This is a genomic window from Cellvibrio sp. ATLC23 (genome assembly GCF_057196725.1).
Map to the genome: position 1 here is coordinate 455,281 of NZ_JBXUOS010000003.1, position 17,186 is coordinate 472,466.

Here is a 17,186-nt window from a genome sequence, read left to right on the forward strand (position 1 = left end):
CGTCATTTTATTCATAGCGCAATGCGGCTGCGGGCTCCATACGCAATGCACGTCGCAGAGGAACCCATGTGGCAAACGCGATCGCAAGCATAATAATTAGCGGCACCAGAATATAGGCTAGCAGATACAACTGGCTTTCCGTACCAATAATGCGCATGAAATTTTGGCTCATAACATACGCAAGGGGGATACCAAAGATAAAACCCGCGATTAATTGTATTGCGCTCTGCCGGGTAAATAATAAAACAATGCGTGTATCCGGTGAGCCCAGAGCGCGGCGGATGCCCAACTCCTGCGTGCGCTGTTCAACATGATTAGCCATGACGCCGTAAATACCCGTTACTGCCATCACCAAGGCACAAAGCGCAAACAATAAAAAAATTCGCTCCACAAATTGCAAAAACATTCGATTATTTTCCGCTTGCGCCGTCAACGCCGCAAACCGGTACATAGGCAAATTGGGGTCAATGCGGTGCAACACTTTCGCCAAGGCATCCTGATACTGATTAGGGTCTGAATGGGTTTTTAATACGATTGCCATTGCATCGCGCGGCATCTGACGAAAGGGTACATACAAAACCGGCAATTGCTCCGGGCCAAATAAACTGCCCTGCATTAATTGCGGCACCACACCGACAATGGTCATCCAGACATCGTCGGCGTTAGGGGTTCCGCTAATGCGCCGAATCCGTTTGCCAATGGCGGATTCATCCGGCCACATTTTTGCGGCAAAAACATCGGATACCACTGCAACCTTGGGTGAATTTTCACTGTCGCGCGTATCAATCAAGCGACCGTCTAAAAGCGGTATCGACAAGGTATCAAAGGTATTGGGATACACCTGCACCAAATGCGCTTGCGGAAAAACAAAATCGGGAAATTCCTGCCCTTCAGGTTGAAAACTACTGGGCGGCAAATATTCCGTGGGCACGTGCGACATCAGTGTTGCCTGTTCCACGCCTGGGATATTGCTCACATCCATTAAAACACGATTATAGTAGCCGGTTTGCGCTGGCCCTTGTGCATAAATACTGGGGGGAGGATTGACCCGTGCCGTTAAAAAATTATTGATATTAATGCCGTAACCTTCACTAACGGCTTGATAAATTAAAATTGAAATTACACCGGCAACAATCATTAGCGTACAAGATAAACCTATCTCAATCATGACCAATAGTTTGCTGATCTTACTAGTGGTTTTCCCCATAGCCGTTTTTGCGGTGTCTTTTAATACGGCGTTAAAGTTGCCGCCTGAAGCCTTCCATGCTGGCACCCAACCGGTGACTAACGCGGTTACCAAGGTGATAACAATGGCGTTCACTACATCCTCAAATTTCAAGCTCATAAATGCATAGAAAGGCAAAATATCGGTGCTGCGATCCAGAAAAAAATGGGTTGTTGCATCCAGCCCCCAACCGGCAAATAAAATTGCCAGCAAACCACTGGCACTACAAATCAAAAAACTCTCCCATAACATTTGGGTAATGAGTCGCGCCCGCGGTGCGCCCAGAGCGACACGTATGGCAATTTCTTTAGCGCGCATATTGGCTCTTGCCAGCAATAGATTGCCAACATTAATACAGCTCAAGGCCAACACAAACAGCCCCGCACTTAACATCAAGTAAGCAACACCAATAAAACCACGCATAAACTCTTGTTTATAAAGCCCCGCCCGCACACTGACATTTTGTTGCGGGTTAATACGCAAATCAGGGCTATTGGCAAAAATATTTTTTAATTCCAAATCGACGGCTTGCGCCGAAATACCGGGTTTGGCCTTGGCTAAAATACGCACCAAAGGCGAATCTTTTAACAAGTAGTTAGTCGCCGTTTTTCGCAACGGCATCCATATTTGATTATTAAAGGGGAATAAATATTCCGGCGGCATTACCCCCACTACTTCAACCTGTTGGCGATTAATCTGGGTTATTTTTCCAATAATAGTTTTATCGCCGCCAAAATAGTTCTGCCACAGCTCATAACCAATCACGACCACCTGCGGATTACCCTCCAATTGATCGCTCTCTATGAGCGTGCGCCCTAACAGGGGAGCTACAGAGGTATATTCAAAAAATCCAGCACCGGCAAAAATCCCTTGGTAGCGAATGGATTTCACTCCATCAGACAACACTGCCGTTTCTGAACCAAAAGCTACCACTAACTCCAGACTTTGACTTTCAGTTTTTATTTTTTGGTAGTCGTGCAAAATCGTTTGCTGTACCCGATCATCTACCGTGCGATTTACAAACATCAAACGCTCGCCATCCGCAAAATCCAGCGGGCGAAACACGATGGTATTGACAATCGACAACATAAAAATAAATACACCCAAACCCAGCGTCATCACCGCAATCGTCAGGGCAGTAAACCCCGGTGCTTTAAGTAACAGACGCAGACTGTATTGAATATCGCGTAAGAAATTCATAAGGCACCCGCCTGCAGCTGGCCCAGCTCGAACTCATTCAAATGCGTCCCTGCCGCTGGCAAACGCTGTTGTTTGAGGTTGTCGTTGGCGATATCACTAACGATTTGCCCGTCCATCATTTGCACAATGCGATTGGCGCGATGTGCCGAGCGCGGGTCGTGAGTCACTATACAAATAGTCGCCCCCCTAGCGTGCAGGCTATCCAGGAGTGCCATTACATCAGCAGCATTTTTTGAATCGAGATTACCTGTTGGTTCATCCGCTAATAACAATGAGGGGTTGCCCGCTATAGCGCGCGCAATCGCCACACGCTGCTGCTGGCCACCGGATAATTGCGCAGGATAGTGATTGACGCGGTGATGCATACCCACATCTTGCAAGGCTTTTTCTACCATCGCCAAACGCTGTGTTTTGGTTAAATCGCTGCGATAGGTCAACGGCAGCTCCACATTTTCTTGTACTGTCATATCGCTGATTAAATTAAACGATTGGAAAATAAAACCTATCTCCTTATTGCGAATTTGGCTGCGCTGTTTGTTATGAATATCACTGACCGGTAAACCCGAGAGCAGATATGTGCCAGCCGATGAACTATCCAATAAGCCCATTACCGATAAGAGCGTCGATTTGCCACAGCCGGATGGCCCGGTAATAGACACATACTCACCCTGTTTAATCGTTAAATTAATATTGCTCAGGGCATGGGTTTCCATGTCGTCGGTGACAAAGATTTTTTTTATTGCATCCATTTTAATTAATTGCGCTGTCATATTTTATGGCCTCCGCCGTTATTTTTAGTAGATAGTTTCTGGATATTATCGAGTTAATTGCAACCGGGAATAGCTATCCAACTGTGATTGGTCTGAAACAATAATTTGATCGTTAATACTTAGGCCGCTGACAATTTCAATTTTGCTGGCTGAGCCTCGGCCAAATTCAACTGGCACTTTATCGGCATAATTTCCGTCTTGTGATAATTTAAATACGCGCATTTTGCGAAAATTTTGCGAATAGGCCGGGCGCTCCACAAACAGAGTATTGCTTAATGCGGCCACCATAATTTCGCCATCAATTGTCAGCTCTGGCCGCGCATCAGCAGGCAAGGGTTCACGCAATGCAACATCCACTTCTACTGTGCCATTCACCACCGAAGGCGATATACGGGTAATCGCACCCGCGATACGGTTATTGCGCGTATCAATACTGACTTGCTGAGCAAGAGCCACCTGCTGAATTTGTATTTCCGGAACCAGCAGGCGCGCAATCAATTGGTTCTGCTGTACCAATTTGGCAATATTGGTTCCCAGACCAAGCTGCTGCCCCGGCTCAATCGACACCTCTTGCACAACACTTTCCATAGTGGCGCGCACCACCAACTGCTCAACCTGTTGTTGCGCGCGCTGAATTTGTTTTTCTAATTTTTTGATGTGCGCCTGTTTTACGGCAATTTGTGCCGCGACATTTTCTTTTATGCTGAGGGTTCGTGTCTGCTCTATTTGCCAGCGCTCTTTGCGCTGGGCAGTTTGCATTTGCATAGATTCATAATCAATTTTTGATACTGAACCCTGATTGCGTTCGCGCAAAAAATTTTGCGCATTGAGTGTCAACTCTGAAGTTTTAAATAAGCTTTTGGCTTCCAGTTCAAGCGTTTTTTGATCCAGCAGTGCAAACTCCAGGTCTTTTATTTCCGCCGCATTTTGCGCCTGCATGACTTCCATATCCCACTGTAAATCATCGTAGGCCTGTTCCAATTCAACATTGCTTAATACCGCAATAATATCGCCCGCCTGTACATGGGCGCCGGGCTTAACCAATACCCGCTCCACCTTGCCGTTGGTCTCAGCCGCCAACCACCGAATCTGGGTGGGCACCAGAGTGCCGGGGGCGCGCACAATAATCTCAAAGTCGCCCTGTGCCACACCGGCTACCCGGAGGCTATTGCGCGCAATTTTATAGTCGGAAGCATTTGGGGAAATAAATAGGGAAAAGCCGATTACAGCGCACAGCAAAACACTGGCGATAATCCATTGGGGTTTGAATAGGTTTTTTTTCTGGCGACGAATAATATCCACGTTGTTAAGTGCCCGCTATCAGGTTGTTAATACCTGTTCTATAGCAGCAACCACGCCAACTGAATATTATTCAAATAAAACAATAGATTAGAAGATATTCACGCAATCCCGATAACAACTGCTGTGCTGTTATCGAGACGTTGAATAAAAAAACTGTAGCGAAAATGGGACAGGTTTATTGCGGCGCAATCCGGCTTACTTACGCGCAAATTTCAACACCTTGGCTGCAGACATCACTTTGTTGGCCAAGGTATTTTGTTGCTCGGCACCTTCTGCCAAGCGCGCAATTGCAATATCCGTTTCATTAATGCCGGTAACAAGATTGATTAAACGACCGCGCATTGCCAGAGCGCGGCTGCTTTCATCCTGCGCGCTGCTATTTATTTGTTGCGCAAGTTCACTCGCATCTGCTACTGATTGCTGCACGCTGCTCAGTGAATTCTGGGTGGCTTGAGTTTCTTGCAAACAGGTCTGCGCAGTTTTTTGCTCCGCATCCAAACCTTCAGAAATTTGCTGCACAGTCGTGCGCAAATGAGCAATCATGGTATTAATTTCCCCCGTCGCTTTTTGTGTATCAAACGACAAACGGCGTACCTCTTCTGCAACTACGGCAAAACCGCGCCCGTGTTCCCCCGCACGCGCCGCTTCAATCGCTGCATTGAGCGCAAGCAAATTAGTTTGCTCGGCGACACTGTGAATCGTATCCAATACCGAGCCGATATTATCGGTCGCGGTGCGCAACTCGCCCAGTGTGGTGCAAGAGTGGCCAATCTGTTCCGCCAGTGTTTGCATTTGTTTAACCACATCTAACACGCGGGATTTACCATCACTCGCGGCGATCATCGCCTGATTCACTTTGTGGCTAACCGCATCCAGGCGCTCGGTCATATCGGCCATAGATTTCACCACCGCTTCTGTTTCGGCGCCGACATGATTCATTTCATGGCGCTGGCGGGCAGTTTCATCGCGACACTGGCGCGTGGTGGTGACATTTTCCAATGCACCCAGCAAACTCTGTTCACTGGATTGATTCACTTGAGTTAACACGCTATTTAATTCTGAAAATAAAAAATTTAATGAGCGCCCCATTTCACCAATTTCATCCTGCCCCTGCGCCGGGAATTGACTGGCAAGATTTTTTTCTTGCGCGGCTTGTTTAATGGTCTGCGCCAAACGCGCTAAAGGATTGCCAATATATTGCGCAAAAATATAGGCGACACCCGCGGCAATCAGCGACAACAACACACAGGCGATCACCACACTGCGCCACACGGTTTGCTCCAGATTGTTAAGCGAGGCAAATACTTCAGTGGGCGACTGCTGTGCGATTAAGGCAAACGTTTGATTGTGAATATGCAGCGGCTGCCAACTCATCAATACCTTGTTATGCAAGGCATCCTGTTGCTCACCCAAACCGCGGTTACCAGCCAAGGCTTCGGCCACGGCGTGAGTATTAATTGGGGAAGGTTTAAGAGTTTGCACTGCCGATTGCTGCTGTGTGCGCATTTCAGTAATTAAAAAATGTTGTGCGTCCACCAAATAAATATCACCCGTATCACCCAACCCAAGTGTGTGCCACTGTTGATTTGCACTAATGATATTGGTGAGCCGCGCCGCCGGAATTTCCGCAATTAAAAAGCCAATCGCTTTAGTGGGGCTTTGCACATCGTGAAATACCGGAACACCCAAATACACCAGGTGTTCACCAAATCGCCATTGATTGTGATGAAAATCTGAGAGCAGTAATTGATTGGGCTGCGCGTTTTGCAATTGCGTGGCCAGCGCTGCCAGTGGCGAATTGGCAAAAGGGCCATCTTTTAATGAGCTACCCAGCACTGGAGTTTTGGCAACGGAATAAATCACCGCAAGACTTTGGCTATCCACCATTAACAAATCGGTAAAACCAAAACGTTGCACCAAATCGCGAAAACTACTTTGGTAGCGGCGATGCTGCTGCCCGTAAATAGTCGCATCGGCGGCATCATCCATTAAAGCTAATTGCGCGATAGGCTGTGAATTTTTTTGCAGATAATGATGCTGAATTAACAGCGCCTCTAGCGACAACTGCTGCACCCATTGTTTAACATCCGGCGCCGCCGCGCGATTGATAAGGCGGTCATGCGGCAAATAGGTTTGTTCATACCAATCGCTCAATTGCGCGCGCAACTCATCAATCGATGCAGCGCTCACTTCATAGCGATAAGAGGCAAACGGCCGCACCAAAGCGTACACCGCCTCCTGCGTCATACGCCCGTGGGAGAGCGATAACAACAAATCGGAATAACTGGAGAATTGGGAGTTAATCGCCTGCGCGCGGCTTTCCGCCAAGGCCTGGAATTGCTGTTCCAAATTGTGCGACAAAGCTTGTTTGGATTCTTTAAGAGCCAACCAGCCAGTTGCACCCGCCGCCAATACCACGGCAATGCCAGTCATGGCGATGGCACCTAACATTAAACGCGCTGAGATTTTCATAGACAGTTGAACTGTAAGACCAAGGGCTATTCAATCTAGGCAAACTGCATGACAGTTTTATGACAAAGATAAACTAGCCCTAAGGTTTTACCTTTTCAACATTGGGCAAACAGACTACTTACTATCCACCGCCGTTGGTGCGGAGCGAACAAACAGAAAGATCATCACAATTAACGCCACCAATGCCGCTAACGAGCCCAGGCTTAATAAAGGCTCCAGCTTTTCTGGCGGCGCTATTTTTCCATAGAGCAAATACAAACCAGATAGCATCAACAGTAGGCCAAGCTGATGGCAATAAAATTGCACCTGCGCCAGTTTGGGATGGCGATTGCCCAACCACAATTTATGGCAGAGTGCATAAATAAAGGTGACCACAAAACCCAGCAACATAATATGGGCATGAGTCACCAACTGACCGTGATTGTGAGTCGCGGCCATATGAATCCCCAGAATCATTCCCAGCAGGGCATAAATCAAACCGGTAATGGCAAATTTTCTGTCCATTTTTTTCTCCAATAAAATTGTGTGATATCAAACTTCATTTGCGACTAATGCTGGCAACTCCACTTCCTGTTCCAGCTTGTGCCATTCACGATTGCTGAGCAGCGGTTTTAACATAGACAACAACATACTGAGTGTTTCCGCAGGCACAACCTGCGCCATAGGTTGCAGCACTTCCAAACGCTCGGTATGGGTAATATTCGGCAGCATCATTAATAACGATTGCAGGTTTTCTTCGGGGCTGAGTGAGGCAATCAATCGCTGCTGAATATTGCGTATCTCGGCATCGCTGCAAAACTCCCACAACAATTCCGCGTTGTAAGTTTCCTCTACTTGCATATGGGTAAAATTTTCCGCCACAAAAAGCGAAAACTCACTGTAAAAATCAAGCAGTACATGGCGCCGACGCAAGGCGGGCAACTGTTTAATCAGCGCAATTTCCGCCTGTAATTTTTTAATTTCCTGCTCGTGCTGTTGATGATCCAGCGCCGTTTGCAAAGGGGAAATATCAAGCTGTGCAGGGACTCTGCGTTTTTCATCTAGCAGGGTATGAATAAAATGATTTTCATGTTGCAGATGGCTGATACAAAAACGCAGTAGATGATTGCAGGCTTCCAGTTGCTGGGTCACGGCTTCGGTATCTGTATCGTCGAGCCGCCCCAACTCGACCAGTTGCTGGCAGAGACTGGCGCGCAGGCCTTTGTGAATCAGGGTATAGATGTTATAGCGTGGGTCTGTCATAAAACACCTCAGGTTCCATTGAGTAAGAGAGTGAGTGAGAGAATGCAAATGTGATAAGCGTTTGCCATCAGCATCAGCAGGGTTGCCAGCGTAACAAGTTGCGCGCAATGCGATTCCTAAATCATCCATAACGATTTCCTAAAATTTTCTTAATTTTCCCTGATTTCAGTTCGCGCACGCGATGAAAGTTGTTAAAAATTGTGTCTGGTATAAAAAGTCGATTGTTAGCTTTGGACTATAGGGTCTATGATTTAACCCAAGACGGATCTGGTGCGATGGCATACTCGCGCCCTCATCAAACAGCGTTAAAACGGCTCCCAATGACACTATCTATTAATCCAGCAGCGACTGAGAGCGCAATCGGACCAAAGCTTTCGGAGGAGATGAACAGCTTTATTACGTCCGGCGTATCGATTACTGCCTGCGCGCGCGATAGCCGTCTTATTCCATCCATCAGCCGGATATTGGCCTGCACTACCCAGCATCAGGGGGCGTTGGTGCGTTTATTTTTGGTGAAATCCCAAGCGCTGCAACTGCTGCGCGATATTGCCGCTAACGGTGAAATCGCCGTGGTATTTAGCCAACCGTCCAGCCATAAAACCCTGCAAGTAAAGGGCACTCAGGCGCACCAAACTGCAGTGCTCGATTGCGAGCTTGCCGCGATCGAAAGCGGCTGCCAGGGTTTTGCCGATAATGTGTTTTTACTGGGTTTTGATTACTCATTTTCCCGCACGTTTCAACACTATACCCCCGCCGATTTAACCGCGATTGAATTTACCCTCAGCGCGGTGTTTGAACAGAGCCCCGGCCCGGATGCGGGTCGCGCTATAGAGCTGAACCGCTAATGCTACTCGCACAGATTCGTCGCTGCCTGGAAGGATGGATTCCTTCCACACTCGCCACCTGCAGTGCCGATGGTTCACCCAACATTACCTATGTTTCGCAAGTGCATTATGTCGATGAGCGTCACCTCGCACTCACCTTTCAGTTTTTTAATAAAACTCGCCACAATATTTTGGCCAACCCCCAAGCGACACTGTTAGTCATAGATCCGCTCACCACCGCGCAATATCGCGTGGCACTGTTGTACAAACGTACCGAAGATTCAGGCCCGCTGTTTGAACGCATGAAAGCCCAATTAGCGGGCATCGCCAGCAAAAGTGGAATGGAAAATGTGTTTCGCTTGCGCGGCGCGGATATCTATCAAGTGATGGATATAGAGGCAGTTCCCTGTGTGCAACTTGCACCGCCGGAACCACAGCGCAACCTGCTATTCGAGTTGCGCCACAGCCTGGACTACCTCAGTGCCGCGCAGGATTTGAGTGAATTATTTGAACGCACCCTGCACCAACTTACACAACAATTGGGTGTAGATCAGGCGATGCTTTTGTTAGCCGAAAACTCTGCACAAAAACTCTATGCCGTGGCCACGCAGGGTTATTCTCAATCCGGTATCGGCGCGGAAGTGCCGATGGGTTATGGCGTGATAGGCACAGCGGCAACATTTCGCACGCCCATTCGCATCACTCATATGGCAAGTGAATACACTTATCTACAGGCGATGCGCGATTATCTCCACCACGAACAAGACAGCGCCGCACTGGAAACACATATTCCATTTCCCGGCCTGCCCCAACCGCACAGCCAAATGGCGATGCCGATTGTCGATGGCGAAAAATTACTGGGCGTTATTTATGTTGAAAGTCCCAAGGATGAATATTTTCAGTTTGACGATGAAGATGCACTCAGTTGCTTGACGCAGTTTCTCGCGCAGATGATGCTGAAATTACAAACGGCAGAGTGCCTTGGCAGCGTCACATTACCCGGCACAGATATTACACAAAACGATTCCGCCGCAAAAAAACCACGGATTAACGAAAAAGAGAATCCCGTATTGATTCGCTACTTCTCGCAAAACCACAGCATATTTCTCGCACAAGATTATTTAATTAAAGGATTGGCGGGCGCAATTTTGTGGCGACTGCTGCAACTCTATTGCAGTGAAGGGCGCAGCCATTTTAGCAATCGCGAATTGCGTTTGGATCAGCAATTAAAAATGCCCGACATTGACGACAATCTGGAAGCGCGGCTGATTTTATTGCGCCGCCGGCTGGAAGAGCGCTGCGACTTTATGCGCATTGAAAGAGCGGGGCGCGGCAACTTCAAGCTGGTGCTGAGCAGCCCCATTGAGCTGCTCGCAATTGATGTCATCTGACAACCCAAAAAACTAAGGATTAACCCTTAGATAAACCCCTTTTATATTTTGCGTTCTCACCTCAACAGTGCTCGCATGTTGGCCGGGTTTAAATTCGATAGCGGCGTAGCCGTTTGCCATTTCAATAATACTACTGCCGGTGGGTGTTCCTTGATTTTCAAGTAGCTGGCCGTTTTCATCCAACGTAGAAAAATAAGCGCGCTCGGAAAAATCCAATACGCGATTTCCATTAGCATCCACCGCTTCTGCTTCGATTAATACTCGCTGCTTATCAATTGCTGTTGAGCTTAATTTTAATGTTGCAAACGGCCCATGATGCCCGATCAGATAGGTGACATTTAACATATCTTCTACTTGCGCCTGATCGCTGCGGCCAGTAACTTTCAATTCGTTAACACCGGCAATAAAGGGTACTTGCCACACCAGTCCGCCCGCTGGAAATTCTGCTGGTTTTCGCTCTTTCGCCCCCAAACTTTTTCCATTTAAAAATAATTCAGCGCTGTTGGTGTTGCAAAATACTTTTACCGGACGCCCTTCTTTTGGCCCTTCGCGATGAGTCCAACTTTTAGATTCTATATAGCAAAATGGTTTTTTCGACCAGTAACTGGCAAATACATAATAAGCATCCTTAGGTTTGCCATTGCGATCTACCAGCCCTTTTTGATTCATATAGGGCAGCGGATTTTCCGGGCGCAAAGGGGTACCAAAATCTTTAAACGCCCACTGGGCATTACCGGAAAAATTTGGTGTGGATTCAGAAATATGTAAATGCCAATCAAATAAATTAACAATGTAATTTTCATTCCAATCGCTATTTTTCGCCGGGTTGGCCACTACCGCTTGATTCATTGTCTCTTCCACCGAAACCTGCGCGCCTTCAATGCCCTTAATACCAATCGGATTTTCCGAGTGGCGTCCAACATGGCTGGAGCCGCCGTATTCCATATGCAAAAACGCGGGATAATCTTTCATCGCCAGAGTGATGGCCTCTTCATATTGCCCGTAAGCGCCGCCATACCAGCCAGCCCAAATCGAAGGCGAAAACGCATCGACAATAGTTGCGGCAGGATAAAATTTTCGCAGCGTGGTTAAACGCGAAGTATCCTGCTGTTTAACCAATGCATTTAATTTTTTTACATAGTCGGCAACCACTTGATCATCGCCACCGCCGGGAAAATCTTCTTCCCAATACATTTCATTGCCTAGAGACCAGAAGGCAATACTTGGGTGATTGTAATTTTGTGCAATTTGCCGGGCGAGATAGGACTCGGTATTTTGTTCCCAAACTTCGCCGCCTTTGCCGCCGCGACACCAGGGCAGTTCGTCCCACAGAATCAAACCCAACTCATCGGCAGCGCGATAGACTTCCGGGTCTTGCGGGTAGTGCGCCAAACGCACAAAGTTTGCGCCCATATCTTTGATCATCTGCATATCGCGGCGATGGATTTCATTTGGCAGTGCCGCACCCACTCCCGCTGACTCTTCATGGCGATGGGTGCCGCGAATAAGCATGCGTTCGCCATTTACAAAAAAACCTTGATGCGGACGCATTTCAAACCAGCGATAACCAAAGCGATCACTCAGTTCATGTTGCACTGCGCCTGACTCATCCGCTAGTTGCACATTGATGGTATAGAGATTAGGTGTATCAACTGACCACAACTCGGGTTGAGCGAGCTCATCAAAAACAATTTTTTGTGTACTAGTACCATCATTTACTGGTACTAGTTTTTCTTGTAGCACATCACCTTGGGGCGATAACAATTGCGCTCGCAATTGCAATTCATTTGCAGCGCCCGCTGGCAGTTGTTTAGCTAATTGATTGAACTGCACATCGACAAAAGTTTGCGCAGCCTCATGTCTGACAATTGGGGTGTTAATCGCCAACCGCTCGATAAAAATATCAGGCAGGGTTTTTAACCAGACATCGCGGATAATGCCGCCGTGAATAAAAAAGTCAGCTTTTTGCGAGGGAATTAAATTGGGGTTATAAGCATTGCTCACCCGCACCAATAATTCATTCAGTTGGCCGCGCTTGAGGTGGGGAGTTAAATCAATTGTAAAACCAATATAGCCACCCACATTTTTTCCCGCCAGCTCACCATTGAGATAAACCTCGGTTTCCATATTGGCGCCTTCAAAATACAACAGCTGGCGCAACTGCTGTGCGCCGGTAAATTGTTTTTTGTACCAACTGGCACTGCGCCGGTAACCCGGTGCAGCATCAACCGTATCGGTTGCATTCCAGGTATGGGGCAATTGCACAGTTTGCCATTCTGGTTCAGCGGCAACTGCCTTGACATCGGTAAGGGCTTTTTCAAGGTACAGCCAATTATCATTAAACAATTGGGTCTGCACTTGTTCCGGCGGTAATTGATTTTTGTTTTGCGGTGTTTCTGCGTCCTCGGGTGCGCAAGCACTTAACAATATAACCAAGCTGATTAACCCAGTTATAACAAGAGTTTTAATGGTCGTTAAACAAAGAGATGAGTGATTGTATCTGGTCATGACAAAACCTGAGCAATAAGCGCCGCAAAAAACAAACCCGTTTTAAATGAGGTAGGGTTTATTTTTTGCTGGCGCTGTAATTGAAATACATGAGTTAAATTATGTTGTGCACTGTATCAATAGGCGCAGAATGAGAATTTTTTGCTGTTGCTATCACTTGATTTTTTATTGGGCGAGGGAAAATTTTCACCCAGCAATAAATTGCATTGTGACCACTGCGAACTCGCAGGCGCTATATCAGCATAGGCGTTAGGAGATAGTTTATAGCGGCGGATATATTCGGGTAACAAAGGCACTATAATTTCGGCTTCAATTTCCAGCTCTTCAGTTCCACCCCAATTTTTTTCCAGCTGCATGCGTGTCAATAAATAATCCATACCCTGTTTGATATTGGAATGTTTGGCGGAAGGGTAATGCCATAAATCTACACCAATACTTTCTGCTATATGGGCAACACCAAAAAACGCCTGTAGATTAAATACGCTGTAATGGAAAGGGCGTGTGCGCGCCAATTCCAGCTTTTGTTTTCCCTGTGCATAAAAATGCGCCTGCATGCGCGCTTTAGTGCGCTCAATAGTTTCGCGCACCACCTCATCACGCCCCACATAGCGGGCAATAGCGGATACTTGAAAATCATAAAATGTGCCGTGATTGTTCAAGGTGTTTTGTGCTTCAAGACCCAGCGGACTTTGCAGTAGCCAATCGAGATAAGTATTAAACCACTGTTGTAGCCCAGCCGATTCTTGCGCACTGATAGCACCTGATGGCTGTACCAATAAAATGCTATCCAGCACGCGATAAAATAACCGGGTGTCGATAATGCCTATACCGCGCCCGGTGAACTTTCCCGGAATTGCTTGAGCGTATTGCAGATGCGGATTCATTTTAGTGGCTTCGTCTAAAAACCAAGCGCGCACTAGCTCCGCTGTTTTTTGCGCATAGGCTTTATTGCCGGTAAAAAAATAAGCGCTGCTGAGAATATGGGTGGCATTTACTAATCCATTAAAGGAGACCTTGTCGGAAAATTCATCCCGCGATGCAGGATTTACTTTACCGTCCAATTGAATCCAGGGCATGCCATCTTTAGTTTCAGGATTGGGCCACCAGTAGGGAGCAAAACTAAAATAATCATGAGCATTGCCGCTGGCCGGCAATACTTTTTTATTGACGACGGTAAATGGTTCTATCTTCAGCAATTTTTTTGCTTCCGCATCCAACTGCGCAACGGCTGCGGTTATAGCAGCATCACCTGCTTGTAAACGAGCCCGCGCTGCAATGAGTTGTTCATAGGGTAAACGTACCGTTTCTGGCATGACTAGTTTCGTGGAAGCATCTGCTGGGGCAGCAACGCTATGCCCCACAATACTATTGCCAACAACCAGAACACATAACAATACCCATGTTCCCAGTGAACAGCGCGGTTTCGTTTTCATTTTTCTCTCACCTTTTGTGCTAATTATTTTTAATGTTTTTTCACAGTATTGTTATCAATGCCAGATTATTGCTGCCCAGCTAATTTGTAGACTTCTGTCGCCGCCAATAAAAATGCTCCGGCGCCATAAAGCTCGGTATCTTTTTTGGTGGCGCTGCCCGGCGCAAAACCAACTTGCTGCACCCAACCCATGCGGCCATTTTTATCGACACTGCGCACCAGTGACTGCCAACCTTTTTCAATTACCGGTAAATAAGTTGCGCGATCCAAATACCCATTGTTTACGCCCCAAGCCAAACCAAATACTAGCAAGCCAGTGCCGCTCGATTCAGGTGTTGGTTTTGCAGAGGTATCCAACAATGAAGAAGGCCAGCTGCCGTCGGCATTTTGCGCGGCGCGAATATGCTTGCTCATATTAGAAAATAATTCGATGTAATCTGCGCGCTTGGCGAAATCTTTGGGCAAATGTGGAATAGTGCGGGCTATGCCAGCCAATACCCAACCATTGCCACGCCCCCAATAAATCGGCTTGCCATTTTTATCGCGCTGGGTGAAGAAGCGACTGTCGCGCAGAAAAAGATGATCTTCTTTGTTGTAGAGATAATCGGTGGCGAACCAAAACTCTTTATCCATAAATTCCAAATAACGTTTATCGCCGGTTATTTGGCTCAGTTCTGCCCAGACTGGTGGCGCCATAAAGATGGCATCGGCCCAACACCAGCGCTGGGTACACCAAGGGTCTTTAAATTCGCGCCCGGCGGTATTCATCACTTCCATTTCCGGCCCTTCAAATTCAAGCGCGCGCTCACTCGGGTTCGCCAACACCCAATTAAAGGTTTTTTGTAAATCATCAATCATGTGTCTGTCGCCATAGCGTTGATACAGATCCATATAGACCTGCCCCATGGCGTGATCATCGGCGTGATAAAAACGCGGGCCGAGTTTCCATTCATTAACAGCGGAAATATTGCGGATCGCTTGAATGTAAGCCTGATCATTGCGGGTTTCGCCCCACATCAACAGGCCGATATTAAAGGTGGCGTAAATCCAGCCCTGCGGGATAGCACTGGCGCGCTCTTCCGGGCGCATTTGATTGGAGCGAATGTCGTACTGGCTAAGTTGCCAATCGGCCACTTGATTGGCGATGGCAGCAATTTTGCCGTGCTGCAATTGCGCACTAAACCGCTGCGCTTGGGTGCCCGGCGCTTGATAGGGAACTGGCTCCAGCCATTGCTCGGTGGAGTAAGCAGCCTCCTCGGCCCAGGCATTAACGACCGTACAACCCATCAGCGCCAAGATTAAATGTGCAGACTTCATACTCAACCCTCTCTCTTATATTTTAAAGTGGTAATGTGGCATTACCAATTATCCTATAGTATATTGCCTTAAATTCAAACTTATTTGCATCTATTTACCTTCAAATATAAGGCGCGGTGATGATGAACACTATCGGTTTTAGCTTGCTCCTAACTGGCCTATGCTTAAGCCAGTTAACGCTTGGCAACACACCACAAGCCAGCGACAAAGTTGCACGTAGCTTGTGGGTAGAGGCGCACAACCCCCTACCGACTGAGCGCACCAATGCCGCCACTCTAATTCCCATTAGCCTGCTCCAACCGCTGCTGGGCGATAAACTGAATACCCCACTACTGACCGAAATAGGCCAACAAGTAGTCGCCAACCAATGGCTCGACACCGACCACAATGGCAAGCCAGACACCTTGTTAGTCATAGCGGACTATCGCGCTAATGCCAATGTTCGCATTCAGATCAGCCGCCCTCTGCACGGCCAATTGGCGTTGCAATACCCCCAACTCACCCAAGCGGAAATGGGCTTGCGCATGGGCGGCACAGCCAATGCGCAAGGTGTTTACAGCGGTGGCAACTACTACCCCGTGCAACAAATGAAGCTGCCACCGGAACATAAAATTGGCGACAAACTATTTAAATATGAAGGCTTTGGCTGGGAGTCAGACCGCATCGCCTACCGTTTTTATTTTGATCAGCGCGGCTTGGTCGATATTTTTGGCAAGCGTATTCCGGACTTGGTACTAGGGCGCATCGGCCTGGACAAGGGGGATTATCACACCCTTAGCGATTGGGGCATGGATGTACTCAAAGTCGGCCCTTCGCTCGGTTTGGGCGGTATGGCGGCCTGGCGCGATGGCAAGGTGCAACACCCCGCACCTGCCACCCAGCAAGTTCAACTCAATAGCGGCCCACTGGCATCATCGGCACATCTGATCCAAACGGGCTGGAAGCTGGGCGAGGACCAGCTGACCTTAACCCGCAACTTCACTATTCAAGCTCACTCCTACCTGACACACACCCAAGTCAACAGCAGCAAGCCCTTGAAGCAAGTGGCGATTGGCATAGTGAAACACAACGTCAGCAAGCTGGAATATCTCAAGGCTGACAGCGAATGGAATTATCTGGCGACCTTTGGTCAGCAAAGTTTGGGCAATGATGGCTTGGGCATGGTGCTGTTCTTTCGCCACAAAGACCTGCAACACACCACTCGCGATGAATTTAATGAACTGGTCATCCTCAAGATGAATAAAAACCAGGATTATTATTTTGGCGCCCGCTGGGAGGGAGAAGCACCATCCCCTCTCACACCTTCCGCTTTTGCAGCGTTTTTAGAGCAGACACGCGCCGAACTCAACAACCCCATTCGCGTCAGCCAATCAAAGTAAAACCATCAAAGTGAGCCTTACCAAATAACCATATGCGGCCATTTCTTATGCCAATTTCATTAGATCGCAAACCGGTAAGGCCACTTGACAGCAAGATATTAATACCCGAGTATAGTAAAACACT

General features: G+C 47.7%; 12 protein-coding genes. 3 read left to right on the plus strand and 9 right to left on the minus strand.

The genetic code is table 11. From position 1 onward, the window contains the following. Nucleotides 1–7: 7 nt before the first annotated feature. The 6 genes from AC2CG4_RS07545 to AC2CG4_RS07570 form a co-directional block, all read right to left on the minus strand. On the minus strand, nucleotides 8–2,425 hold the full coding sequence (locus AC2CG4_RS07545) for an ADOP family duplicated permease (RefSeq protein ID WP_484485666.1): 2,418 nt from the start codon (nucleotides 2,423–2,425) through the stop codon (nucleotides 8–10). Then, nucleotides 2,422–3,195, minus strand: a complete 774-nt coding sequence (locus tag AC2CG4_RS07550) for an ABC transporter ATP-binding protein (RefSeq protein ID WP_484485667.1) — start codon at nucleotides 3,193–3,195, stop codon at nucleotides 2,422–2,424. The genes AC2CG4_RS07545 and AC2CG4_RS07550 overlap by 4 nt, the downstream gene beginning before the upstream one ends. A gap of 45 nt (nucleotides 3,196–3,240) precedes the next feature. Then, entirely contained in the window at nucleotides 3,241–4,497 is a 1,257-nt protein-coding gene (locus tag AC2CG4_RS07555) for an efflux RND transporter periplasmic adaptor subunit (RefSeq protein ID WP_484485668.1), read from the minus strand. Between the two features lie 195 nt (nucleotides 4,498–4,692). Continuing rightward, complete coding sequence (locus AC2CG4_RS07560; RefSeq protein WP_484485669.1) at nucleotides 4,693–6,969, minus strand: methyl-accepting chemotaxis protein; 2,277 nt, start codon at nucleotides 6,967–6,969, stop codon at nucleotides 4,693–4,695. 114 nt (nucleotides 6,970–7,083) lie between these two features. Beyond that, on the minus strand, nucleotides 7,084–7,473 hold the full coding sequence (locus AC2CG4_RS07565) for a TonB-dependent receptor (protein ID WP_484485670.1): 390 nt from the start codon (nucleotides 7,471–7,473) through the stop codon (nucleotides 7,084–7,086). Nucleotides 7,474–7,500: 27 nt separating this feature from the next. Then, nucleotides 7,501–8,340 carry a hemerythrin domain-containing protein gene (locus AC2CG4_RS07570; RefSeq protein ID WP_484485671.1) on the minus strand — a complete coding sequence of 280 codons (840 nt, stop codon included), beginning with the start codon at nucleotides 8,338–8,340 and terminating at the stop codon, nucleotides 7,501–7,503. 254 nt (nucleotides 8,341–8,594) lie between these two features. Here AC2CG4_RS07570 and AC2CG4_RS07575 point away from each other — a divergent pair, with 254 nt between their 5' ends. Together AC2CG4_RS07575 and AC2CG4_RS07580 are read left to right on the plus strand one after the other, a co-directional pair. After that, nucleotides 8,595–9,056: a hypothetical protein gene (locus AC2CG4_RS07575; RefSeq protein ID WP_484485672.1), complete on the plus strand. Its 462-nt coding sequence runs from the start codon at nucleotides 8,595–8,597 to the stop codon at nucleotides 9,054–9,056. Then, entirely contained in the window at nucleotides 9,056–10,426 is a 1,371-nt protein-coding gene (locus AC2CG4_RS07580) for a GAF domain-containing protein (RefSeq protein ID WP_484485673.1), read from the plus strand. The genes AC2CG4_RS07575 and AC2CG4_RS07580 overlap by 1 nt, the downstream gene beginning before the upstream one ends. Nucleotides 10,427–10,438: 12 nt before the next feature. Here AC2CG4_RS07580 and AC2CG4_RS07585 read toward each other — a convergent pair whose 3' ends face one another. The 3 genes from AC2CG4_RS07585 to AC2CG4_RS07595 form a co-directional block, all read right to left on the minus strand. Then, nucleotides 10,439–12,934: a glycoside hydrolase family 2 protein gene (locus AC2CG4_RS07585; RefSeq protein ID WP_484485674.1), complete on the minus strand. Its 2,496-nt coding sequence runs from the start codon at nucleotides 12,932–12,934 to the stop codon at nucleotides 10,439–10,441. A gap of 116 nt (nucleotides 12,935–13,050) precedes the next feature. After that, nucleotides 13,051–14,367, minus strand: coding sequence for an alginate lyase family protein (locus AC2CG4_RS07590; RefSeq protein WP_484485675.1), 1,317 nt, complete (start codon nucleotides 14,365–14,367; stop codon nucleotides 13,051–13,053). 65 nt (nucleotides 14,368–14,432) lie between these two features. Further along, nucleotides 14,433–15,683 (minus strand): glycoside hydrolase family 88/105 protein, encoded by a 1,251-nt coding sequence (locus tag AC2CG4_RS07595; RefSeq protein ID WP_484485676.1) that lies wholly within the window; start codon nucleotides 15,681–15,683, stop codon nucleotides 14,433–14,435. A gap of 119 nt (nucleotides 15,684–15,802) precedes the next feature. On the opposite strand from AC2CG4_RS07595, the gene AC2CG4_RS07600 reads away from it, so the two are divergent. Then, nucleotides 15,803–17,062, plus strand: a complete 1,260-nt coding sequence (locus tag AC2CG4_RS07600) for a DUF4861 domain-containing protein (protein ID WP_484485677.1) — start codon at nucleotides 15,803–15,805, stop codon at nucleotides 17,060–17,062. Nucleotides 17,063–17,186: the final 124 nt, after the last annotated feature.